This window comes from Streptomyces sp. NPDC000345 (assembly GCF_042898825.1).
GTDB lineage: Bacteria > Actinomycetota > Actinomycetes > Streptomycetales > Streptomycetaceae > Streptomyces.
Genome location: NZ_JBIAZE010000005.1, coordinates 1 through 22,026, shown reverse-complemented (window position 1 = coordinate 22,026; position 22,026 = coordinate 1). Strand labels below are relative to the sequence as shown.

General features: G+C 72.3%; 23 protein-coding genes. 6 read left to right on the top strand and 17 right to left on the bottom strand.

The genetic code is table 11. From position 1 onward, the window contains the following. Positions 1–111 precede the first annotated feature (111 nt). A complete protein-coding gene (locus tag ACFY30_RS13225) occupies positions 112–2,040 on the bottom strand; it encodes a hypothetical protein (RefSeq protein ID WP_390845307.1) in 1,929 nt (642 codons plus the stop codon). Positions 2,041–2,094: 54 nt separating this feature from the next. Then, a complete protein-coding gene (locus ACFY30_RS13220; protein WP_390845306.1) occupies positions 2,095–2,598 on the bottom strand; it encodes a tetratricopeptide repeat protein in 504 nt (167 codons plus the stop codon). 99 nt (positions 2,599–2,697) lie between these two features. Between ACFY30_RS13220 and ACFY30_RS13215 the strand changes: the two genes are divergently transcribed. Beyond that, the gene (locus ACFY30_RS13215) at positions 2,698–3,147 is read left to right on the top strand and encodes a hypothetical protein (RefSeq protein ID WP_390845305.1); all 450 of its coding nucleotides are present in this window, start codon (positions 2,698–2,700) and stop codon (positions 3,145–3,147) included. A gap of 99 nt (positions 3,148–3,246) precedes the next feature. On the opposite strand, the gene ACFY30_RS13210 is transcribed toward ACFY30_RS13215, so the two are convergent. The 7 genes from ACFY30_RS13210 to ACFY30_RS13180 all read right to left on the bottom strand — a co-directional run bounded on the left by ACFY30_RS13210 (position 3,247) and on the right by ACFY30_RS13180 (position 10,747). Next, positions 3,247–4,791, bottom strand: a complete 1,545-nt coding sequence (locus ACFY30_RS13210; RefSeq protein WP_390845304.1) for a DUF1996 domain-containing protein — start codon at positions 4,789–4,791, stop codon at positions 3,247–3,249. A gap of 171 nt (positions 4,792–4,962) precedes the next feature. After that, a complete protein-coding gene (locus tag ACFY30_RS13205) occupies positions 4,963–5,619 on the bottom strand; it encodes a LuxR C-terminal-related transcriptional regulator (protein WP_390845303.1) in 657 nt (218 codons plus the stop codon). After that, on the bottom strand, positions 5,604–6,881 hold the full coding sequence (locus ACFY30_RS13200) for a sensor histidine kinase (protein WP_390845302.1): 1,278 nt from the start codon (positions 6,879–6,881) through the stop codon (positions 5,604–5,606). The genes ACFY30_RS13205 and ACFY30_RS13200 overlap by 16 nt, the downstream gene beginning before the upstream one ends. Before the next feature lie 52 nt (positions 6,882–6,933). After that, complete coding sequence (locus ACFY30_RS13195) at positions 6,934–7,959, bottom strand: NAD-dependent epimerase/dehydratase family protein (RefSeq protein WP_390845301.1); 1,026 nt, start codon at positions 7,957–7,959, stop codon at positions 6,934–6,936. Positions 7,960–8,019: 60 nt separating this feature from the next. Then, positions 8,020–8,577 (bottom strand): winged helix-turn-helix domain-containing protein, encoded by a 558-nt coding sequence (locus tag ACFY30_RS13190; RefSeq protein ID WP_390845300.1) that lies wholly within the window; start codon positions 8,575–8,577, stop codon positions 8,020–8,022. A gap of 378 nt (positions 8,578–8,955) precedes the next feature. Then, positions 8,956–9,987, bottom strand: coding sequence for a glutamine synthetase (gene glnII, locus ACFY30_RS13185; protein WP_390845299.1), 1,032 nt, complete (start codon positions 9,985–9,987; stop codon positions 8,956–8,958). 310 nt (positions 9,988–10,297) lie between these two features. Next, complete coding sequence (locus ACFY30_RS13180; protein WP_390655723.1) at positions 10,298–10,747, bottom strand: MarR family winged helix-turn-helix transcriptional regulator; 450 nt, start codon at positions 10,745–10,747, stop codon at positions 10,298–10,300. Positions 10,748–10,819: 72 nt separating this feature from the next. On the opposite strand from ACFY30_RS13180, the gene ACFY30_RS13175 reads away from it, so the two are divergent. Beyond that, positions 10,820–11,704 (top strand): alpha/beta fold hydrolase, encoded by an 885-nt coding sequence (locus ACFY30_RS13175; protein ID WP_390845298.1) that lies wholly within the window; start codon positions 10,820–10,822, stop codon positions 11,702–11,704. A 3-nt stretch (positions 11,705–11,707) separates the two neighbouring features. Here the strand turns inward: ACFY30_RS13175 and ACFY30_RS13170 are convergent, their stop codons facing one another. The 3 genes from ACFY30_RS13170 to ACFY30_RS13160 all read right to left on the bottom strand — a co-directional run bounded on the left by ACFY30_RS13170 (position 11,708) and on the right by ACFY30_RS13160 (position 13,961). Next, positions 11,708–12,403, bottom strand: a complete 696-nt coding sequence (locus tag ACFY30_RS13170; RefSeq protein WP_390845297.1) for a hypothetical protein — start codon at positions 12,401–12,403, stop codon at positions 11,708–11,710. 166 nt (positions 12,404–12,569) lie between these two features. Continuing rightward, entirely contained in the window at positions 12,570–13,535 is a 966-nt protein-coding gene (locus ACFY30_RS13165; protein WP_390845296.1) for a hypothetical protein, read from the bottom strand. A gap of 66 nt (positions 13,536–13,601) precedes the next feature. Beyond that, positions 13,602–13,961, bottom strand: a complete 360-nt coding sequence (locus ACFY30_RS13160) for an arsenate reductase family protein (protein WP_390845295.1) — start codon at positions 13,959–13,961, stop codon at positions 13,602–13,604. Positions 13,962–14,223: 262 nt separating this feature from the next. On the opposite strand from ACFY30_RS13160, the gene ACFY30_RS13155 reads away from it, so the two are divergent. After that, a complete protein-coding gene (locus ACFY30_RS13155) occupies positions 14,224–14,538 on the top strand; it encodes a hypothetical protein (RefSeq protein ID WP_390655728.1) in 315 nt (104 codons plus the stop codon). 92 nt (positions 14,539–14,630) lie between these two features. On the opposite strand, the gene ACFY30_RS13150 is transcribed toward ACFY30_RS13155, so the two are convergent. Next, entirely contained in the window at positions 14,631–15,815 is a 1,185-nt protein-coding gene (locus tag ACFY30_RS13150) for a winged helix DNA-binding domain-containing protein (RefSeq protein ID WP_390845294.1), read from the bottom strand. 196 nt (positions 15,816–16,011) lie between these two features. Here ACFY30_RS13150 and ACFY30_RS13145 point away from each other — a divergent pair, with 196 nt between their 5' ends. Both ACFY30_RS13145 and ACFY30_RS13140 read left to right on the top strand, forming a co-directional pair. Further along, complete coding sequence (locus ACFY30_RS13145; RefSeq protein ID WP_390845293.1) at positions 16,012–17,379, top strand: DUF2252 domain-containing protein; 1,368 nt, start codon at positions 16,012–16,014, stop codon at positions 17,377–17,379. A gap of 68 nt (positions 17,380–17,447) precedes the next feature. Then, positions 17,448–17,708, top strand: coding sequence for a hypothetical protein (locus tag ACFY30_RS13140; RefSeq protein ID WP_390845291.1), 261 nt, complete (start codon positions 17,448–17,450; stop codon positions 17,706–17,708). A gap of 12 nt (positions 17,709–17,720) precedes the next feature. Here the strand turns inward: ACFY30_RS13140 and ACFY30_RS13135 are convergent, their stop codons facing one another. From ACFY30_RS13135 to glnA, 4 genes are all read right to left on the bottom strand, one after another. Next, a complete protein-coding gene (locus ACFY30_RS13135) occupies positions 17,721–18,305 on the bottom strand; it encodes a hypothetical protein (protein ID WP_390845290.1) in 585 nt (194 codons plus the stop codon). Positions 18,306–18,308: 3 nt separating this feature from the next. After that, positions 18,309–19,229 carry a zinc metalloprotease HtpX gene (gene htpX / locus ACFY30_RS13130; protein ID WP_390845289.1) on the bottom strand — a complete coding sequence of 307 codons (921 nt, stop codon included), beginning with the start codon at positions 19,227–19,229 and terminating at the stop codon, positions 18,309–18,311. Between the two features lie 192 nt (positions 19,230–19,421). Then, complete coding sequence (locus tag ACFY30_RS13125; RefSeq protein WP_390845288.1) at positions 19,422–19,679, bottom strand: hypothetical protein; 258 nt, start codon at positions 19,677–19,679, stop codon at positions 19,422–19,424. Positions 19,680–19,801: 122 nt separating this feature from the next. Then, positions 19,802–21,211 (bottom strand): type I glutamate--ammonia ligase, encoded by a 1,410-nt coding sequence (gene glnA, locus ACFY30_RS13120; RefSeq protein WP_390845287.1) that lies wholly within the window; start codon positions 21,209–21,211, stop codon positions 19,802–19,804. A gap of 199 nt (positions 21,212–21,410) precedes the next feature. Between glnA and ACFY30_RS13115 the strand changes: the two genes are divergently transcribed. Further along, on the top strand, positions 21,411–21,878 hold the full coding sequence (locus ACFY30_RS13115; RefSeq protein ID WP_390655739.1) for an RDD family protein: 468 nt from the start codon (positions 21,411–21,413) through the stop codon (positions 21,876–21,878). Positions 21,879–22,026 lie beyond the last annotated feature (148 nt).

The following is a 22,026-nucleotide window of genomic DNA, read 5'->3' as shown; positions in this document are numbered from 1 at the left end:
GCACACCTTACCGATCGGATCCGGCCTCGAACGGACGGGTTCGGCCGCGGGCGTTCACCTGACGAGCACCAGCCGGTCACTTCGCACCCCTGGCGCGGGGACCGGAGCCGATCAGTTGAGGCCGTTGATCGAACGCCCGTCCCCCAGTGTGCCCTTCAGATCCGCCTTCGCGCCCTTCTCCGCGCGCAGGGTGAGCAGGTTGCCCGGCGCCGACCCGCTCACCCCGCCGGTCGCCCGCACGGACCGTGTCCGCCGGTCGCCGGCCGCGAGGAGGTACCAGTTGCCGCCCTCCGACTTCCACAGCACCCCGGCGAGCACATGCGGATCACGCGGCCCGCACCCGGGCACGTCCCCGGCCTTCGCGACGGCCGCCCCGGACAGCCCGCCCGGCGTGCGGAACTGGGCGAGGACCCGGGTCCCGTCGCCCCGCCAGGTCTCCGCCCGGGTGCACACCCATTCCGCCGAGCCGCTCCCGTCCGGCAGCGGCTGGCGCGCGTACGACCACGCGTTGACCGTCCGTACGCCCTGCCCGCGCACGTCCGCCAGCGAGCAGGCGTACGGCGCCCAGGTGCTGAGCGCCTCCGCGCCCGTCGCCTCCCCCGGCGCGCCGGGCCGGCCCGAGGTGAGCCGGGCGGGGACCAGTTCGCCCAGGTCGGTGAGGAGGTGGGTGCCCGAGGCGTCCGTGAGCTGGAGGACGTTCCAGCCGGTGCAGGTGCCGGTCCGGGTGGCGGGGCTGGCCAGCGGCGAGGTGACGCCGTCGGTGAGCGTCAGGTCCATCACCCCGGCGCCGGGCTTGGACAGGTCCCGCTCGCCCGCCCTCGTCACCCAGGGCGCCGTCAGCCAGCGGACGTTGCCGTCGGCCCGGTCCAGGACGATCGCGGCGGCCTCGGCACCGGCCGCGCCGTCGACCCGCGCGAAGTCGAGGGCCGCCCCGGCCGTGCCGTCCCTCGGCTCCGCGTACCGGGCGATGCGCAGACCGTCGTACAGGATCACCACGCGGGCGGTGCCGACGTCGCCCGCGTACAGGAGCTGGGGCGGGCCGAAGGGGCCGCCGGAGGGGGTGTCGGGGGTCGCGGAGACCCGGACCGCCTCGCCGGGGCGGGCCCAGACGGCGAGGGCGCGGCGCAGCAGCGCGCCGTCGCGGACGAGCGCGCCGCGGGCCGGCCAGACGGAGAAGTCGGTGCGCGCGGACGTCTTCCAGGCGACGGGGGAGACCCGCAGCAGCCGGCCCGGGTCGAGGGCGGCCTCGGCGGCCGGGTTGCGCGCGTACAGGGGGGCGGCGGCACCGTCCGGTCCCCAGCCGTCGCCGGGCAGGGCCACCAGGGCGCCGCACACCGCGAGCGCGGCGGCGGCGGCGAGCGCGGCCCTGGTGTGCCGGCGGCGGCGCATGAGGTCGGTGGGCCGGGCCTGGAGCGAGCAGGGGTCGAACTCGGGGGAGTCGAGGAGCGCGTACTGAGCGGGAACCCGGTCGGCCTCGCGCAGCGCGCGGTCGGTGTCCTCGACACCGGCCTCGCCGAGCACCTTGCGCACGTCGCCGTCCGGCAGCTTCTCCAGACCGCGCAGGACGTAGACGGCACGGGCCGGGCCGGAGAGGGCGGACAGGCGCTGGTCCAGGGCGAGTTCGTCGGCACCGCCGGAGCGCGGGAACAGCCTGAGGCCCAGGACCTGGGGGAGCAGCGGCGGGAGCTGGGCGCGCCTGGGCCACGCCCGGAGCCCGAGCGGTGCGCCCGCCTCCAGCGCCGTACGCACCACCTGGAGGCGGACGTACGCGTACCCGGGGTCGCCGTCGCGGGCGCCGGCCTGGGTCTGCGCCGGGATCACGGGGGCCGAGCCGCGGCCGCGGGGCAGGGCACGCTGGACGAGGGCGTGGGCGGTCAGGACCCGGCGGCCCCGGCCGGGGCCCGGCGGCAGCACCAGGTAGGCGAGCCGGACGAGACGCGGGTAGTGCTCGACGAGCGCGGCCTCGGCCTGCTCGACGTCGACGACCCGGTCGGTGACGGAGCCGGGTGCGGGGCGCGGGGCGACATCCTGTGACTGCACGTCCAGCAGAACGAGCGGGGCGGTGGATGGTCACCGCCGTCCGGCCGGGGCGGTCTACGGCTCCACGAGTGCCCGCGCGTAGTTCGCCATCGAGCGCTGGTAGCGCGGGAGACGGGGGGCGAGGGCGCCGAGGACCAGGGACAGGCCCTCGCGGTCGCGGCCGAGGCTGGACAGACACAGGGCGAGCGTGGCCCGGACGGCGTCGTCCAACTCGTCGGACGGGGCGTCCAGTTCGGGGGTGAGGAGTTCGACGCCCTCCTCGGCCAGCCCGGTGTTGCGCAGGGAGCTGGAGAGCTGGATCTTGGCGCGCCGGCCCTTGTAGCGGCTCACGTCGCTCAGTCCGCGGGCGAGTGCCTCCCGGTACAGCGGGACGGCCTTGTCGGAGTGCCCGGTCGAGTCCCAGGCGCTCGCCTGCTCGAAGAGGCCGAGCGGACTGCCCTCGGGCAGTTCGTCGACGAGCGCGTCGATCACGGCGCGGAACGCGCCCGCCCGTTCCTCGGGATACTCGTCCAGGGTGGCCCAGGCGGCCGTCACGCGGTCTTCCCAGTCTCGGTTCACCGGCTCACTCTCGCACGTCGGTGTCCCGCTCACCCCGGTATTTTGAGCGGACCGCACGCGGGAGCCGTATCCAGGACGAGGCTCTTGCAGGGAGGACAGATGAAGGTGACCCGACCGATCTTCGCGGCGGCGGCCGCCGCGGCGGCGCTGGTGCTGGCGGGGTGCGGCTCCTCAGGCTCCGGGAAGGCAGAGGTGTCCGTGCCGGCGGCGGCGACCGGCAGCCTGGAACACCTGGCCGCCGAGGTGGACTGCAAGCCGAACATGCAGACCGACGCCGACGAACTGCGCCAGGCCATCTGCAAGACCGCCGCGGGCAAGTTCCTGCTGCTGACCTTCGCCACCGACCGCGGGCAGCGCGAATGGATCAACGGGGCCAAGGACTACGGCGGTCACTACCTGGTCGGCCGCAAGTGGGTGGCCGTGGGCGAGGAGACCAGCACCGTGACGGCGCTGCGCAAGACGCTCGGCGGCGACGTCGAGGAGGGCACCGACCACTCCGCGCACGCGTCGCACGAGGCGTCCGGCGGCGCGACGCACTCCGGTCACTGAACCCGGACGGTCCACGGGCAACACGGAAGGCCGGCGGTGAGGATTCCTCACCGCCGGCCTTTCAGTCGGTCTCAGCCGGTCTCAGTCGACCTCAGCGGATCACTGGCACCGCTTGCCGGTGTTGATGCAGTTGACCACCTTGTTCATCGTGTTCGCGGAGAAGAAGTTGATGAAGTCGTTGTGGTCGGTGATCGGCTTGTGCAGGTTCTCCGGGAAGCTGTCCACCGCGTAGGCGTTCTTCACGACGCCGTTCTGGACGGTCGGCCGCGGAACGTTGTAGACCAGCCGGACCTGCAGCTGCGGGATCGCCTTGAAGCCGTTGGCGCAGGTGCCGTCGGCCTGGACGAACGCCACGTGCGTGCGGTGGTTGGCGCTGTCGATGTTCTTGCCGTCCCAGCAGCTCTGGAAGTTGGTCGTGCGGACGACCTGGCTGCCCTGCGGGCAGATCGGGTACTGGGTCTCCAGCTGCACCTTGTTCTCGAAGCCGGTGCAGCTCCAGTTCACGTTGGCGTTGCCGTTGCCGTTGACGAAGGCCTTGGCGTCACCGGTGATGATGCGCAGGGCCGTCGGCATCGCGACGACCTTGCCCCTCTTGTTGCCGACGAACTTCAGCTGGGCCTGGACCGGCTGCAGGATCTTGCCGACGTTGCCTTCCTTGCCGCCGCCGTCGTTGTTCTGGTCGAAGTCCTGCGAGCCGTCCTGGACACGCAGCACCGGCCAGAAGTACGAGGACTTGTCGCCCTGGTTCTGGCAGCTGGTCTGGGCGGCCGCCAGCTCCTGGTCGCTCGCGAAGGCGTCGTTGCTCTGGTTGCCGACGTAGTCGTGCAGGTGGTGGGCACCGTTGCTGACACCGGGGGCCACGATCACGTTGTCCGTGTTGTGGTTGTCGTTGCCGTTGGTGCCGCACTTGGTGGTGAAGGTGCCGCGCGAGCCCGAGTTGCCGTTCGCGGCGAGGCCGTTGGCGCCGACGCCGAGCTGGGCGTTGGCCTGGACCTTGGTGATGTCCACGAAGTCCGCCGCGGTCGGGCCGTTGCCGCCCTGGCCGTTGGCGCCGGCCTGCTGCTGACCGCCGTTCTGCTGGCCACCGTTCTGCTGCTGACCGCCGTTCTGCTGCTGCTGGCCGCCGTTCTGCTGCTGGCCGCCACCCGCCTGGCCGGCGTTGGTGTTCGCCGTCTGCGTGGTGCAGGCCGCGAGCTGGCTCAGCGAACTGTCGAACTGGCCGCCGACCCGCTGGATGTTGATGCGGATCCGGTCGATCGTGGCAGCCCGCTTCTCCTTGAGGGGGCCGACGATCGCGTTCTGCACGAACCCGGAGTCGTTCGCCTGTGCCTGACGCGTCGAGGCGAGGCGGGCGTAGGCCTCGGTGATCTGCTTGTCGAGGTTCGCCAGCTCGGTGGCGACGCCCTGCTTGGCCTTCGCCGGCACGTTCGTCAGCTTCTGCCCCACGTCCGGGCAGGAGATGGTGGCGACCTGCGCGGCCGCGGTGGCGGCCTTGGTCGTGTTCTGGCCCGAGCTGCTCGACTCGTGAGCCGAAGCATAGAAGTTCGCCCAGATCAGCCCGCCCCCACCGAGCGCTAGGGCCGCCGATGCTGCCACGGCCTTCGTGGCCATCGACGAACGGCGTTTACGTATGTTGCGTCCCATGGAACTCCTCTGACTTCCTTGGCGGGGCAGCATCGAGGCGCCCGACAGGAGTGAAGCTGCCCCCTCTCTTACGCGCGCCGTCCCAGGGGTGTTCAGCGTTCTCAGAAATTGATGAGAGGTCCGTACGACAAAACGGCCCCAACGACCCCACTCTTCACGGTAGTTGGCGGGCTACCGGTCGCGGTCCAGATAGGCCAGCACCGCCAGTACCCTGCGGTTGTCGTCGTCCGAGACCTCCAAACCCAGCTTCACGAAGATGTTCGCGGTGTGCTTGGCGACGGCCCGCTCGGTGACGACCAGTCTGCCGGCGATCGCCGCGTTCGAGCGGCCCTGCGCCATCAGCTCCAGAACCTCCCGCTCGCGGGGGGTGAGCCGGTCCGTCGGGCCCCGCCCGTCGCCCGAGCGGCGGGCGAGGAGCTGCTGGATCACCTGGGGGTCCATCGCCGTACCGCCCGCCGCGACCCGCCGTACGGCGTCCACGAACTGCTCCGCGTCGAACACCCGGTCCTTCAGCAGATAGCCGACCCCGCCGGTGCCGTCGGCGAGCAGCTCGCGCGCGTACAGCTGTTCCACGTGCTGGGAGAGGACCAGCACCGGCAGGCCCGGCCTCCTGCGGCGGGCCGCGAGCGCGCACTGCAGGCCCTCGTCGGTGTGCGTGGGCGGAAGCCGGACGTCGACGACGGCGACGTCCGGCTCCAGTTCGGCGAGGGCCCGCTCCAGCTCGGGCCCGCTCTCCACGGCGGCGGTGATCTCGAAGTCGTAGGCCTCCAGCAGCCGCACCAGCCCGTCCCGCAGCAGGAACAGATCTTCGGCTAGGACAACGCGCAAGGAATCTCCATGGTCACCATGGTGGGACCGCCCGCCGGGGAGCTGACGGCCAGGACGCCGTCGAATGTACCCAGTCGCCGCTCCACCCCGGCCAGGCCCGAGCCCGCCCCGGTCACGGCGCCGCCGCGGCCGTTGTCGGTGACGCAGATCCGCAGATGCCCGTCCGTGTGGTGCAGGTCGACCCAGACGCGCTCGGCGCCGGAGTGCTTGACCGCGTTGGTGAGCACCTCGCTGACGGCGAAGTACGCGGCCGACTCGACCGGCGCCTCGGCCCGTCCGGGAAGGTCCACGGCCACCTCCGTCGCGATCGGCAGCCGCAGCGCCAACGCCCGTACGGCATCGCCCAGTCCGCGCTCGGCCAGCACCGGCGGATGGATCCCGCGCACCAGGTCGCGCAGCTCGGCCAGCGCCTCGGCGGACGACTGCCGGGCCTGCGCGAGCAGCTGCTTGGCCTGCTCGGGGTCCTTGTCGACGAGCATCTCGACCGTGCCGAGGTCCATGCCCATCGCCACGAGCCGGGCCTGCGCGCCGTCGTGCAGATCCCGCTCGATGCGCCGCAGTTCGGCCGCGGAGGTGTCCACGGCGTCCCGCCGGGTCTCGGTCAGCACCCTGACCCGCTCGGCCAGTTCGGCCTGACTGGGGGCGAGCAGGGCCCCGGTGAGCCGGAAGTGGAGCCGCAGCGCGCTCACGGCGTACCGGTCGGCGACGACCAGGAGAAGCACTGCCAGCGCGCCTGCGCCGACCGCGGCCGTCTGGCTGTCGACGGGCACGAAGCCGTACCAGTACGCGCCCCCCGACCCGTCCGTCACGACCCGCCACAGTCCCGCCGCCAGCGCCAGCCCCTCCACGGGATAGAGGACCAGCACGACCGGCAGCAGCGCGGTCATGAGCCCGGCCACCATGTCCACCAACAGCCACCGCAGGTCCCGCCAGGTCGCCGGGTCCCGCAGCAGCGCGTTGGTGCGCTGGAACGGGTTGGCGGTGCCGGGCGGCGGCCGGTACGCCGAGGGAATGCGTATCCCGCACCATCTCTCCGCCAGATCACGCCGGTTGTCCGCGAGGGCCCGCACCGCGGTCATGACCCAGGGGGTCGTGACGGCGCCGATGCCGAGCGGAACCAGCGCGATCGAGACGAGGGCAAGGACGTAGGCCGCCACCGTCCAGGGCCAGACCGCGACGGCCAGTACGAGCCCCCGTACGGCGGCGAGCATCATGTCCCGCGCCCTCGAACCGCCCTCGCGCCTCTTCGTGTCGGTGTTCATGGCGCCAGTCTGGCCGAGCGGGCCGGCACGGGCACGGGCCCGAACCCCCGTCTCAGGGGGTGGTGTCAGATACACCCCGGGTGCCCGCGAGGACCTCGGCCTCCACCCGCGGATCGAGACCCTTGACCGTCCGGTCCGGGCGGTGCGGCGCCGTCCCGCCGATCGACCGCAGCCACTTCCAGGTGTCGGCGACGGTCTCCCCGGCCGGCCGGCAGGACAGCCCCGTGGCCAGCGCCCGCGAGACGTCCGCCGCGTGCAGGGCGTCGTGCATGTCGGTTCCCGGCGGCACCCACACCGGCAGCTGGGTCCACGGCTCGATGCCGGCACCGAGCACGACCTCGGGCCCGGTCCAGCGCAGTTCGGCATCCGACCCGGTGACCCGGACGCACGCGTCGAGCAACTCGCCCATCGTGGCGTGTCCCTGAGGGCTCATCAGGTTGAACGGCCCGCTCAGCTCCTGCTCGGCCGCCCCGAGGATCCACGCGGCGAGGTCGCGGGCGTCGACGTACTGGAGGGGAAGGTCCCGCGGACCGGGGGCGAGGACCGGGCCGCCGCGCGCCATCCGGCCCAGCCACCAGGGCAGCCGGCCCACGTTCTCGTACGGGCCGAGGATCAGCCCGGCCCGTACGAGGACCGAGCCCTCGGCGCCGAAGGCGTCCACGGCGGCCAGCTCGCCGCCCCGCTTGTCGTGGACGTAGTCCGTCCGGTCGGCGTCGGGCGCGGCGCCCTCGACCACGGGAGCGTCCTCCCCGTACCCGGCGGGCGGGGCCCAGGCGTACACCGAGCAGCTCGACACGTACACGTACCGGCGGGCGCGGCCCCGCAGCAGCCGCGCCGCCTCGTGCACCGGGCGGGGCGCCGCCGACCAGGTGTCGACGACGGCGTCCCAGTCCCCGGCGTGCGCGTCGAGGGCGTCCAGTCCGCCCGGCGCGGTGCGGTCGCCGGTCAGGGCCGTCACCCCCGGGGCGGGCGCGTGGTGCCCCCGGTTCAGGACCGTCACGTCCCAGCCGCGCCCGAGGGCCGCCTCGACGACGGCCCGTCCCACGAACTCCGTACCACCCAGCACCAGAAGTCTCATGCCGGTGACTGTGCCCGGCCGGGGCGCGGGACGGAACCGTGCTCTGCCGAGGGCAGAGGGTCAGCGGCCGGTCGGCGGGGTGTACTTGTAGCCGACCCGGCGCACCGTCTGGATGGTCCGGCGGTGTTCCGCGCCCAGCTTGCGGCGCAGCCGGGCGACGTGGACGTCGACCGTACGGCCGTCGCCGACATGGCCGTAGCCCCAGACCGTGGTGACGAGCTGGTCACGCGTGTGCACCCGGTTCGGATGCGCCACGAGGTGCGCGAGCAGCTCGAACTCCAGGTAGGTGAGGTCGAGTTCCCGCCCGTCCACCTCGGCGGTGCGCTGCACGGGGTCGATGCGCACGAGCGGGTCGGCCGAGCCGGTGTCCGGCACCGGGACGGGCTGGAACGGCTGGCGCTGGTCCGCCGGGATCAGCACCAGGTAGCCGACCATCTCCGGCCGGCCGGGCAGGGCGGGCAGGCTGTGCCGGGGTGCCGGCAGCCAGGTGGCGCCGGGCGGCAGGAGATCCGCCACGTCCACCACGTCGTCCGGCTGGACGGCCCGCAGCCGGTGCCGGGAGCCGCTGGGGACGGGGTCGGGGAGAGCGGCGGTGGAGAGAGAACGAGTGGTCGCCATGAGAGGTCAGCTCTTTCGCGCGAGGAGTTTCGTCGGAAGGGACGTACGTCGTCTCGCGGCGGCCGAAGGCCGGGGTGTACGGCTTTAGGGGGCCGGCGCGTTCGTCGCGCGGCAACACACCCGGTCGAAGTCGTGGTGCTGACGGGAAGGCCAGAAGGGCTCGAGGTCATGGCGACCCGTCGCGGTGTACTTCTGGAAGCTGGCCATGAACATATTGAAGCAGACACCTGCCCGTCACAGGAGCCGTCTCTCACTGCTTGGACGCTTCCTTGGCCTGAAGCCGACGTCCGACGGGCGCCCGCGCGGTCGCCGGCGGCATGCGCGAGGGGCGCCCCACCGGACCGGCGGGGCGCCCCTTCACGAGAGCCGCGGTGCGGATCAGACCTGGCCGGCCTTCTCCAGCGCGGAGCAGCAGGTGTCCACGATCAGACGGGTCACCAGGTACGGGTCGACGTTGGCGTTCGGACGGCGGTCCTCGATGTAGCCCTTGCCGTCCTTCTCGACCTGCCACGGGATACGGACCGAGGCGCCGCGGTTGGAGACACCGTAGGAGTACTCGTTCCACGGGGCGGTCTCGTGCAGACCGGTCAGGCGGTCGTCGATGCCGGCGCCGTAGTTCTTGACGTGGTCGAGGGGCTTGGAGCCCTCACCGAGCGACTCGCAGGCGGTGATGATGGCGTCGTAGCCCTCGCGCATCGCCTTGGTGGAGAAGTTGGTGTGCGCGCCGGCGCCGTTCCAGTCGCCCTTGACCGGCTTCGGGTCCAGGGTGGCGGAGATGCCGAAGTCCTCGGCGGTGCGGTAGAGCAGCCAGCGGGCGACCCACAGCTGGTCCGCGACCTCGAGCGGGGCGAGCGGGCCGACCTGGAACTCCCACTGGCCGGGCATGACCTCGGCGTTGATGCCCGAGATGCCGAGGCCGGCGGCCAGGCAGTTGTCGAGGTGGGCCTCGACGACCTCACGGCCGAAGATCTCGTCGGCGCCGACACCGCAGTAGTAGCCGCCCTGGGGGGCCGGGAAGCCGCCCTTGGGGAAGCCGAGCGGGTAGCCGTCCTGGAAGAAGGTGTACTCCTGCTCGATGCCGAAGATCGGCTCCTGGGACGCGAACTTGGTGGCGACCTCGGTGAGCGCGGCACGGGTGTTGGACTCGTGCGGCGTCATGTCGATGTTCAGGACCTCGCACAGGACGAGGATGTCGTCGCCGCCGCGGATCGGGTCGGGGCAGGTGAAGACCGGCTTGAGGACGCGGTCCGAGGCGTGGCCCTCGGCCTGGTTCGTGGAGGACCCGTCGAAGCCCCAGATCGGCAGCGCGTCCAGACCGGCGGGCTCACCCGAGATGATCTTGGTCTTGGAGCGGAGCTTGGCGGTCGGCTGGGTGCCGTCGATCCAGATGTACTCAGCCTTGAAGGTCACGGGCCACTTCCTTCGGGGGTGTGTCTGACGCACTTGCGGGTGCTGCGGCGCTGCGGCACTGGGGCGCCGCGGGTGTTTGCCCGGAAGCTTGTCAACAGGCGATTTCCCGATCATTGCTCGAATGTGAACCCCGTGTTACCTGGTGGTTCTGTGCTGCGGCTCACCTTGTGAGGGCATGCGCCGGGTCCCGGGTCACCGTTCGCGGGAGCAGACGCGACGGCGGTCCGTGACCCCCCGCGCGCTCGTATGCGATGGGAGTGCGGGGCGCGGAAGGGGGTAGGGCAGGCGGGGGAGCGGGGGTGCGCCGCTATCAGCCGGCCTCGGCCGCGGCCTCGCGCACCCCCTCCAGGAAGCCGTGGATCGCGGCGCGCTCGCGCTCGTCGTAGCCGCGCAGCAGGTCCACCACCTGGCCGATGAGCGGGCCGAAGAAGGACCGGCCGAGCTCGACCGCCCGCTCGTCCACCTCGACCACGACCCTGCGCCGGTCCGTCGCGCTCCGCACCCGCCGGACATGGCCGGCCCGCTCCAGCCGGTCCACGAGGGCGGTCGTCCCCGCCGAGTTCAGCCCGAGCGCGGCCCCGAGCCGCCCCGCCGTCATCTCCTCGGCCGCCCGCCGCGCGTCCATGAGCGCGATCAGGGCCCGTACGTCCGTCGGGTGCATACCGTTCCGGTTCGCGAACCGGGCGCTGTGCAGGCCGAGTTCCACGGCCACCGCGCGCAGGAGGTGGACGGTCCGCAGTTCCGGGTCCTCGGTCGCCATGCGCCTGCCCTTCCCATCGTGTTCATCTCGCTCGCCATGTATCTTGCTCAGCGAGATAATAGGGGAGGTCTCATGGGCACGTACGACGACGACGCATTCCAGGCCGCCTACGACAAGGTCATGGCCAAGTGGCCGGCGGACCGGGAGGCGGTCACCGTCCCCACTCCGTTCGGCCCGACGCACGTCAACGTCTGCGGGCCGCGTGACGCGCCCGCGCTGCTGCTCCTGCCGGGCGGCGGCGGGGCGACCTCGGCGTCGTGGTTCGCGCAGGCGGCCGAGCTGGCCCGGGTCCGGCGGGTGTACGCCGTCGACCTGCCCGGGGCGGCGGGGCGCACCCGGGTGCGCGGGGTGCGCGACGTCGCCGGGCTGGGGGACTGGCTGGACGCGGTGCTGACGGGCCTGGGCGTCGAGCGGGCGGACGTGGGCGGGCACTCCTACGGCGCCTGGATCGCCCTGCACCACGCCCTGCGCGCACCGGAGCGGGTACGCCGCCTGTTCCTCCTCGACCCGACCCTCTGTTTCGCCGGGTTCGAGACGGCGTATCTGCTCCGCGCCCTGCCGATGCTGCTGCGGCCCACCCCGCGCCGGGTGCGGGCCTTCCTGGAATGGGAGACCGGGGGAGCGGTCATGGACCCCGACTGGCTCCGGCTCCAGGAGGCCGCCGCGGGCTTCCCCGCCGGGCGGCCGGTGACCGGCCCGCGTCCGGCAGCGGACGCGCTGCGGTCACTGCGGGTGCGGGTCCTGCTGCTCGTGGCCGCGAACAGCAGGACCCATCCCCGCGCTCGGCTTCGCTCGAGCGGGGGGACCCGTGACACGTACACGGTGACGGCCAGGGCGGAGCGACTGCTGGGGGACGGTGTGGAGACGGTCGTCCTGCCGGACGTCTCCCATCACGCGCTTCCCCAGGCCGCGCCCGCGGACCTGGGCCGCCGCCTCATCTCGTTCCTGGGCGGCTGAGTCTCACCCCACCTTCTCGATCAGGGCCCTGCGGATCAGGAACTTGCCGGGCTCACGGACCTGCTCGAAAGCGGCGTTGTTCAGCAGCGCGCAGCTGCCGGAGACCGAGGTCACCTCGACCGTGACGGACTTGTTGTTGTCCAGGTTGGTGACCTTCAGCTTCGTACCCGCCGGGAACTGGTTGCTGGACGCGGCCGGTGCGCCCGCCTCGCCGGAGAGCGTGACGGTCGAGCCGTTGCAGACCTGCTGACCCGAGGCGGCGGCACCGCCGGTCCCCGTGTTCCCGGCGTTTCCGGTGTTGCCCGTGTTTCCGGCCGCGGGGGCGGAGGCCGTCGCGGAGGGGGCCTGCGAGGGCTGGGCCGGCTGCGTCGTCTGGGAGTCCTGAGCCGACTCCCCAACGACGCACCCCGACGCCTTCTGCTGGACCTTGATCTGCGCGATGACCGCCTCACGGTTGGCGATCCGGGCCGCCGACTGCGCGTCCGGAGCGGCCCGCTGGCCGTCGATGAACTTCTGGTTGTTGCCGAGGGCGGTGGCGAGCCCCTGACAGACGTTCGAGTCCGCGGCGGACAGCGTCCGGGGGGACTGGGCGGCGTTCGAACTGCTCGCCATGGCGAAGGCCCCACCGCCCGCCACCGCCGCCGCGCTGACGAGCAGCGCGATCTTCTTCTTCGTGCCGAGTGTTCTCCTGCGTGACATGCGCGCCTCCTGAAGAGGTAGGGGAGCGTACGCCGCTATGTACGAGATCCCGAACGAGGTTGCTCAGCGGTCGCAGGAGTCAATTGGCGTGGCGCGCGTCACAGCGGGCCGGCGGGCGGGTCGGGAGGCGGGCTGGGAACCGGTCGGGAGGCGGGCCGGGAGCGGGTCACCGCGTCCCCGTCCTCCCCTCCTCGTAGGCCACGACCGTGTCATTGACGTGCCGGAGCAACCCCTCGGTCTCGGCGGTGAGTTCGGCCTCCCGGGTCTCCTTGCCGTCCCCCCACTGCCCGTTGGCGAACACCACCGAGCGGACCGTCATCACCCGGCGGAAGACCCCGGCCGAACCGGGCGGCACGGTCGGCAGGCCGGCCTGCGGGGGCGGGTCGAGCGAGACGACCTGATAGGTCACGGGGTCCATCGAGGCCATCATGAAGACCCGCGAGGCGTCCTCGACGCGCGCGAAGCTCAGCACGGTGACCGTGATCTGCGAGAGCCGCTCGGCGTCCGTGAACAGAGCCGCCGTCAACCGCGAGCACTCCTCGCCCTGTTCGATCAGCTGGGCGAGCTCCGGTGACATGCCCTCGGCGCAGTCGGTGGTGGTGGCCATGTCCACACGCGTGTACCGGGAGCCGTCCGGGAGGCGGACGTTCGTGGCGGGGAAGGCCTGCTCCGGCCGGATCACCGGACGGGCGAGCAGGGAGGGGAGGGAGCTGGGGGCGTCCGAGGGGAGGCTGACGTCGGCGGAGGGCGCGGCCGCCGTGTCCGGGGTCGCCGTGTCCGAGGCGCTGGTGTCCGAGGCGGCCGTGGGCCGTTCGTCCCCGCCCCCCGCGATCATCAGCGCGCCGGCGGCGATGGCGCCGGCGAGCACGACACCGGCCCCGGCGGCCACCGCCCGCCGCGTCCGCCGACGGCGTATGTGCTCCCGCTGCGCCACGAACCGGGCGTACGGGTCGGCCGCGCCGTGCGGGTGGGGGGTGTGCGGGGACGCCTGGCCGTACGGGTCGGGCCGGCCGTAAGGCGAGGGCCGGCCGTACGGCGAAGGCTGCGCGTAGGGGTCCGGCTGGGCGTAGGGGTCCGGCTGGGCGTGCGGGTCGGGCTGCGCGGGCGGGATTCCTTGATCACCGAAGGTCATGGCGGCGGAGGGTAACAGCGGTTGGTACCCGGGCTCCCGTCACCGGACGAACCGCTGCCCACCCGACTATCGGGACAGAGCGTCCCGTACGGCCTCGTCGGTGCGCGCCACCACCGCCGTGCCGTCGTCGGCCGTGATGATCGGGCGCTGGATGAGCCGGGGATGCTCGGCGAGGGCGGCGATCCAGCGCCCGCGCGACTCGGCGTCCCGCGCCCACTCCTTGAGCCCCAGTTCCCTCGCCACCGGCTCCTGCGTCCGTGTGATGTCCCACGGCTCCAGCCCGAGCCGGTCGAGCACCTCCCTGATCTCGCCCGCGCCCGGCACGTCCTCCAGGTACCGGCGAACCGTGTAGTCAGCCCCCTCGGCGTCGAGAAGCGTGAGCGCGCTGCGGCACTTCGAACAGGCCGGATTGATCCAGATCTCCATGCCGTCCACGGTAGTGGCCCCTGGGCTGCGGACGGAGCGATGGTCGGAGCGGGGGTCCGAAGGAGGGGTCTGTTCGAATATTCGGAGCCTCGTGCGCCTCTCGTGAATCTGGTGTGACATGACGCCAATTTCCTTCCCCACCTGGGCATTTGCTGGCTGTGCGGGCTCCCCGATTGTCAGTGGTGGGCAGTAGACTGTAAGCAGTGTTCGAGAGTTCCGCCGGATGCCCCGGTGGGGTTCCGACCGCGACAGGAGGATGCCCGTGCCCGCTGCCGCACTGAAGCCGAAGCCGTTGCCGACCCAGTCCACCGCGAAGCGTTCCGTTCAGCTCGACCAGCCCTATGTGCCCGTGGCGAAGACGCCGTTGCCGGCCGGACGGCCGCGGGAGTGGTACGTGGCGCACAACCGCCGCCTCAAGGCGATGCGCCTCGCCATCGCGCTGCTCGACCTGGGCGTCCACATGCCGAACCAGGCCCGGAACGAGAAGATCCGCAGCACGGCGGAGCTGATCGGCGTCCACCCGCCGTCGGACACGACGTGCCACATGGTCAGGGCGTTCATGCGCTACAACCGGTGACCCGGCGGCCGGGTGCCGTCCGCGCGGACGGCACCCGGCGCTCCCCTAGACCGGCCCGTTCCCCTCGGACCGCCCGCCGCCGCCCCCTCGCCTCAGCCCGCCAGTTCCTTCTCCGCCGGCGTCCGGAACCGAGGCGTCACCCGGGCGTCGCCCAGCCACCCGGTCATCCGCTCCGCCTCCGCCGCGATCGCCGCCTCGGCCTCCCGGCCGACGCCCTCCCCGGCCAGGATCCGCCACGTGATCCCGCCGTCCGCCCGCTGGGCCCAGCCCCCCACCACCCGGCCGTTCCACCACACCGTCGGCCCCACGTTGCCGCTGCGGTCGAACAGGGCGGGCCGCAGCTCCGGCGCCAGATACCAGTCCCGGGCCTGCCAGCCCATCGCCGTCGGGTCGAGGCAGGGCAGCAGAGCCGCCCAGGGCTCCTCCGGGGCGGCCACCGGATCGACGTCGCCCTCGACGACGTACCCCGTGCCCTCGTCCAGTGTCACCGCCCGCGCGCCGATCGCCTTCAGCGCCCGCCGGACGTCGCTCACCTTCCACCCCGTCCACCACTTCAGGTCGCCTTCGGTGGCCGGGCCGCACGCCGTCAGCCAGCGCCGCAGCAGCTCCGCCTGGGCGTGTGCCGGATCCAGCTCGGGATGGGCCGGCGCGAGGGCCCAGCGGAACTGGCTGGACGTCCAGGAGCCCAGCGGGCGGCCCCGGACCACCTTTCCCTCCACGCCCAGCAGCCGCAGCAGCCGGGCCGACACGGTGTGCACCCCCTCGTAGCTCTTCCCGGGCGCGTACGCGAACTGCTCCCGCAGCCGCGGTTCCTCCCGCGCCAGCTCGGTCGCCGTCGCCTGCCCCAGCCGCCCCAGCGCGGCCAGCGTCGACTCCTCGACCTCCTTCAGCCAGGCCGCGTCCGGGGCACCGGCCTTCGCCATGTCGTTCACCAGGGCGGCCCGCGCCCGGGCGGCGACCACGAGGCCGGTCGAGGCGTGCACGACGGCCGTCAGCTCCGTGGGGAACACGAACACCGTGTGCCGCATGCCGTGCATGCGCACGAGCGTCCGGTCGCCGTACAGCGCCCGCTCCGTCTCCGGCACCGTCCGCGCCGGCTCCCTCAGCCGGGCCCCGACCGCCAGATACACCGTCGCCGGGTCCGTGCCGTGCAGGGCGACGAGGGACGCGGCCACCGCCTCGGGCGTCGCGGCCCGCCCCGCGGGGGTCAGCCGGTGCCGCAGGGCCAGCCGGGCCCGCCGCTCCGCCCCGTCGATGTACCGAGTTCCCTCACCCATCACGGCCTCCGCCCGTCGTCACCGGTTCCTGACCGCATCCTCCCCGACGCCACTGACAACCGGGCCCGCTCCGTCCGGGTCACCCGTTCGCCGTACCCGGCGTGCGGGCCTGACCGGCCCGTCCTTCACTGCGAACAGGGGCCCGGTGGTGGTGCGTACGAGTCGGGAGGGCCGACGTGGTACGGAGACGACGCAGATGAACGCCCCCCGCGCCTTCGGCGCTCCCGGCACTCCCGCCGAACGGGCCCGGCGCGGCAAGGAGGCCCGTAAGCGCCTCGCCCGGTCCGCGCACGCCGGATGGACGCCCCCGGTCGACCGGGACGATCCCGTGGCCGTGCTCGAACGGCAGGGGCGCGACCGGCTGCCCGAACTGCTGCCGGTCCGCTACGGGCGCATGACCGCCTCGCCGCTCGCCTTCCTGCGCGGAGCCGCCGCCGTGATGGCCGCCGACCTGGCCGCCCGGCCGCACACCGGGCTGACCGTCCAGCTGTCCGGCGACGCCCATCTGCTCAACTTCGGGCTGTACGCCTCCCCGGAACGGTCCCTGCTCTTCGACCTAGACGACTTCGACGAGACGTTTCCCGGCCCCTTCGAGTGGGATGTCCAGCGGCTCGCGGTCTCCGTCGCCGTGGCGGCCCGCGAGAACGGCCACCCCGAGGCCAGGGTGCGTTCCGCCACCGTGGAGGCCGTCGCCGCCTACCGCGGCGCGATACGGCGGCTGGCCCGGCTCGGCGAACTCGCCGTCTGGTACGACCGCATCGACGCCGAACGGCTGCTGCCCCTGGTGCGCTCCGCCCGCCACCGCCGACACGCCGAGGCCAGCCTCACCCGCGCCCGCCGCCGCACCAGCCTTCAGGCCCTCGGCAGACTCACCGAACACGTCGACGGACGCCGGCGCATCATCCACGACCCGCCGCTGCTCCAGCCCGCGGGCGTGTCCGACTCCGCCGCCCTGCGCAAGATCTTCAGCGACTACCGCTCCACCCTCTCCGAGGAACGCCGGCTGCTCCTCGACCGCTACCGCTTCGTCGACGCCGCCCGCAAGGTCGTCGGCGTCGGCGGCGTCGGTCTGCGCTGCTTCATCGTGCTGCTCGCCGGACGGGACACCGACGATCCGCTGTTCCTGCAGATCAAGGAGGCCCGGGCGTCCGTCCTGGAGGCCCATCTGCCCAGCGGGCCGTACCTCCATCCCGGCCACCGGGTGGTCGCCGGTCAGCGGCTCCTCCAGGCGGCGAGCGACATCTTCCTCGGATGGATGACCGGCCCCCAGGGGCGCGCCTACTACTGGCGGCAACTGCGGGACATGAAGGGCTCCGCCGACGTCGCCGGCATGACCCCCGGCGAGCTCACGGCGTACGCGCGCCTGTGCGGCAGCGCCCTGGCCCGCGCCCACGCCCGCTCCGGCGACCGGATCGCCATCGCCGGCTACCTCGGCGGCGCCGACACCTTCGAACGCGCCGTCGCCGACTTCGCCCTGGCCTACGCCGACCGGACGGCCGCCGACCACGCGGCGCTGGGCGCGGCGGTCGCGGCCGGGGTGGTCACCGCGGCGCCCGACGTGTGAGGCCGGTGCCGCGACGCCCACGGAAAAGGAGATGCACGGTGAGTGACCGCCTCCCTACGCTGAACGGCATGGGCACCATCGTCATATCCGGGACCTTCGTCCTGGTCGTCCTGGGATTCGGAAACCCCCTCTACTGGCTCGCCGCCGTCGCCCTGCTCTACGTGTACGTGCAGTACGGGCGCGGCTCCTCGTCCTCGTCCTCGGCCTCCTCGCCGGGCCCCGCCCCGGGGCCGGGGGCCGCGCCGGCGACGTACAAGGCCTACCGTGCGCGCCGGGACCTGCAGACCAAGTGGGAGCGCCGCTACGCGCGCGAGCGCGGCGGAAAGTAGCGCGAGGCCGGCTCAGAGGCCGGGCGCTCCCCACAGCGGGAACCAGCGGCTCAGGTCCGGCTCGATCCGCAGGTCGTCCGTCAGGGCCGCCTTCACCTGGAGCTCCAGCGCGTTGTCGCGCCGCTGCCCCCGCTCGGGCAGCGGCGCGAACGGGTAGAAGGTGCCGCGCTTGTAGAGGTAGACCAGGGCGAGCGGCCGGCCGGCGGGGTTGACGAAGCCTGCCAGGGAACACAGCAGTTGCGGCCCGAAGCCGTTGACCTCCATCGCGCTGTTCACCGCGTGCAGATCGTTGACGAGGGCGGACAGATCGTCGGGGGTGCGGGACGACAGCAGCCAGGAGTAGCCGTAGTCGTCACGCAGGAGCCGGACCGGGGGACCGGTGCGCTCGGCGTCCGCGTCGAGGAGGGCCTGGACCTCGCGGTGCGTCTGCTCGAAGGCGGCGCCCTCGACGGTCGCGAAACAGACGGCGCCCTGCCCGGTGGGGGTGAACCCGGCCGCCGCCTCCAGCGTCACCGCCGCCGACGGCAGCGCGAACAGCTGGTCCAGGTCGGGTGTGACCGCCCTCGTGCGGCCGAGCAGGATGTCCAGCAGACCCATCCGTCAGCCTGCCTTCCCGGGCGTGGCCGCCTCGCCCAGCTCACCGGAGATCCGGCCCAGCTGGTCGAGCCGCTGCTCCAGGCTCGGGTGGGTGGAGAAGAACCGTTCGATGCCGGGCTCCTTGCCGGTCGCCGGGGTGAAGTAGAAGGCGTTGAACGCCTGGGCGGTGCGCAGGTCCTTCGTCGGGATCCGCGCGATGTCACCGGAGACCTTCGTCAGCGCGGAGGCCAGCGCCGAGGGACGGCCGGTGAGCAGCGCCGCGGCGCGGTCGGCGGCCAGCTCCCGGTAGCGGGACAGGGCCCTGATCAACAGGAAGCTGATCGCGTACACGGCGGCCGACACCCCCATCACCGCGGCGAAGACGGCGGCGGTGTTCTGGTCCCTGCGCCCGCCGCCGAACAGCTGCGAGTAGAAGGCGAACCGCACGATCAGCCCGGCGATCACCCCGAGGAAGGACGCGACCGTGATGACCGCGACGTCCTTGTGCGCCACGTGCGACAGCTCGTGCGCGAGCACACCCTCCAGCTCCGCCGGGTCCAGCCGCCGCAGCAGCCCCGTCGTCACGCACACCACCGCGTTGGCCGGATTGCGCCCGGTCGCGAACGCGTTGGGCATGTCCATGTCGGACACGGCGACGACCGGCTTGGGCATGTCCGACAGGGCGCACAGCCGGTCCACGACCGCGTGCAGCTCGGGATACTCCTCCCGCTCCACGACCCGGCCGCGCATCGCGAACAGGGCGATCCGGTCGGAGAACCAGAACTGCGCGACGAACATGGCCGCCACCAGCACCACGACCAGCAGCCACGACTTCAGCAGCACGATCAGCGCGGCGACGAACGCCACGTACAGCAACCCGAGCAGAAACATGGTGACCGTCATCCGCACGGTCAGCCCCCGGTCGCTCCGGAAACGGCTCCGCATCTGCATCACCTCAGGCAGTCAGGCACTCGCCCCACTGCAAGTGTGCACCCGGCCCCTCCCATGAACGGGTCCCGAACGGCCCTAGTACCAGCAAAAGGTCCCGGCCGGCCGGCTCGGCCCCCTCCAGGAGGCGGCCCGTCCCCGAAGACGCCCGTCCTCGGAGGCGGCCCGTCCCCGGTGTGCGGCCCGTTTCTAGTACGGCGCCTGGAAGCGTGCGTAGCCCAGGACCAGGATCACCGCCGCCACGCAGCCCAGCACGATCGTCGTCGACACCCAGGACGATCTGCGGGGTGCGGCCGGCTCCGGGTCGCCGCGGAACGGGACCGGTTCCGGTGGGTTCTCCTTCCAGCGGGCGGCCAGCATGCGGGCTCGCGCGGAGGGCTCCTTGTGCGCCGCCTGGTCGGCCCACTGGAGATCGAACTCCCGCTGGTCGTCGTCCTGTTCGGGCATCCCCGTATCCCCCTGTTGCCTGTTCTCGAACAGCAGTGCCAGAAAACGATACGACGGCGCCCCCGTCCTGAGAAACAGGAAACGGGGGCGCCGACTGACAGACGTGACGGACTACGCGCCGATCACACGTCGAAGTAGAGCTCGAACTCGTGCGGGTGCGGACGCAGCTGCAGCGGGGCGATCTCGTTCGCGCGCTTGAAGTCGATCCAGGTCTCGATCAGGTCGGACGTGAAGACGTCGCCCGCGAGCAGGAACTCGTGGTCGCGCTCGAGGGAGTCGAGGACGGCCGGGAGCGAGGTCGGGACCTGCGCGACGTTCGCGTGCTCCTCGGGAGCCAGCTCGTAGAGGTCCTTGTCGATCGGCTCGGCCGGCTCGATCTTGTTCTTGATGCCGTCGAGGCCCGCGAGGAGCAGGGCCGAGAAGGCGAGGTACGGGTTGCCGGAGGAGTCGGGCGCGCGGAACTCGACGCGCTTGGCCTTCGGGTTCGAACCCGTGATCGGGATACGCATGGCGGCGGAGCGGTTGCGCTGCGAGTACACCAGGTTGATCGGCGCCTCGAAGCCCGGCACCAGGCGGTGGTAGGAGTTCACCGTCGGGTTGGTGAAGGCCAGCAGCGACGGGGCGTGCTTGAGGATGCCGCCGATGTAGTAGCGGGCGGTGTCCGACAGGCCCGCGTAACCGGCCTCGTCGTAGAACAGCGGGTCGCCGTTGCTCCACAGGGACTGGTGGACGTGCATGCCCGAGCCGTTGTCACCGAAGATCGGCTTCGGCATGAAGGTCGCGGTCTTGCCGTTGCGCCAGGCCACGTTCTTCACGATGTACTTGAAGAGCTGGAGGTCGTCGGCGGCGGCGAGCAGCGTGTTGAACTTGTAGTTGATCTCGGCCTGGCCGGCGGTGCCCACCTCGTGGTGCTGGCGCTCGACCTTCAGACCCTGCTTGTCCAGCTCCAGGGAGATCTCGGCGCGCAGGTCGGCGAAGTGGTCGACCGGCGGGACCGGGAAGTAGCCGCCCTTGTAGCGGACCTTGTAACCACGGTTGTCCTCGAGGGCACCGGTGTTCCAGGCGCCGGCCTCGGAGTCGATGTGGTAGAAGCTCTCGTTCGCGCTGGTGGCGAAGCGCACGGAGTCGAAGACGTAGAACTCGGCCTCGGGGCCGAAGTACGCGGTGTCCGCGATACCGGTCGACGCGAGGTACGCCTCGGCCTTCTTCGCCACGTTGCGCGGGTCACGGGAGTACTGCTCGCCCGTGATCGGGTCGTGGATGAAGAAGTTGATGTTGAGGGTCTTGTCGCGGCGGAACGGGTCCACCCGCGCGGTCGACAGGTCGGCGCGCAGAGCCATGTCGGACTCGTGGATGGCCTGGAAGCCGCGGATCGACGAACCGTCGAAGGCGAGCTCCTCGTCCGGGTCGAACGCCTCGACGGGCACCGTGAAGTGCTGCATGACGCCCGGCAGGTCGCAGAAGCGGACGTCGACGAACTTGACGTCCTCGTCCGCGATGAACTTCTTGGCCTCGTCGGCGTTCTGGAACATCCAGCTCCTCCTACTCCCGGCCGTTCCCGTGCCGGGGTGGTAGTTCGTTCGTGCGGCCAGTGCGGTGGCACACGCTGACCTCGACCCTAGGGACGGGTGATTTCTCTGGCGTGACCCATTTGTTTCGCACAAGTTAACCGGACTCCGTCCGATTCCCCCACCTGTCCGTATCGCGAAACGGGGGCAGTACCGTGGACGCGTGGACAAGAGGGAAGCAATCGGATCGTGGCTCTCGGGCCCCCGCGCGGCCGCCGAGGACGCCGGAGTCGACTTCGGATACAGGGGCGAACAACTCGGTCTGCCGGAAGAGGGACCGGGCTCGATCGCCCGCCCGGGCCGGCGGCTCGGGGCGCTGGCCGTGGACTGGGGCCTGTGCCTGCTGATCGCATACAGCTTGATCACCGACGGCTACACCCCTTCCACCAGCAACTGGACCCTGCTGGTCTTCCTGGTGGTGAGCCTGCTCACGGTGGGTACGCTCGGCTTCACCCCCGGCAAGCGTCTCTTCGGTCTGCGGGTGGTGTCGGTGGAGACCGGCGCCGTGCGGCCGCTGGGCGCGCTGATCCGCACGGTCCTGCTGTGCCTGGCGATCCCGGCCCTGGTCTGGGACCGGGACGGGCGGGGGCTGCACGACCGGCTGGCCCGCACGGTCGAGGTGCGCATCTAGCGGTCTTCACGCGGTCGACGGCGCGTACGACGAGGGGGGGGCCCCGGGGGGACCCGGGGCCCCCCCCCCCCCCGGGGGGGGTGGGAGGTGCGCGAGCCCAGGGGCCCCCCGGCGGCAGGCGCAACCCCAAGGGGCGGGGTGCCCTCGG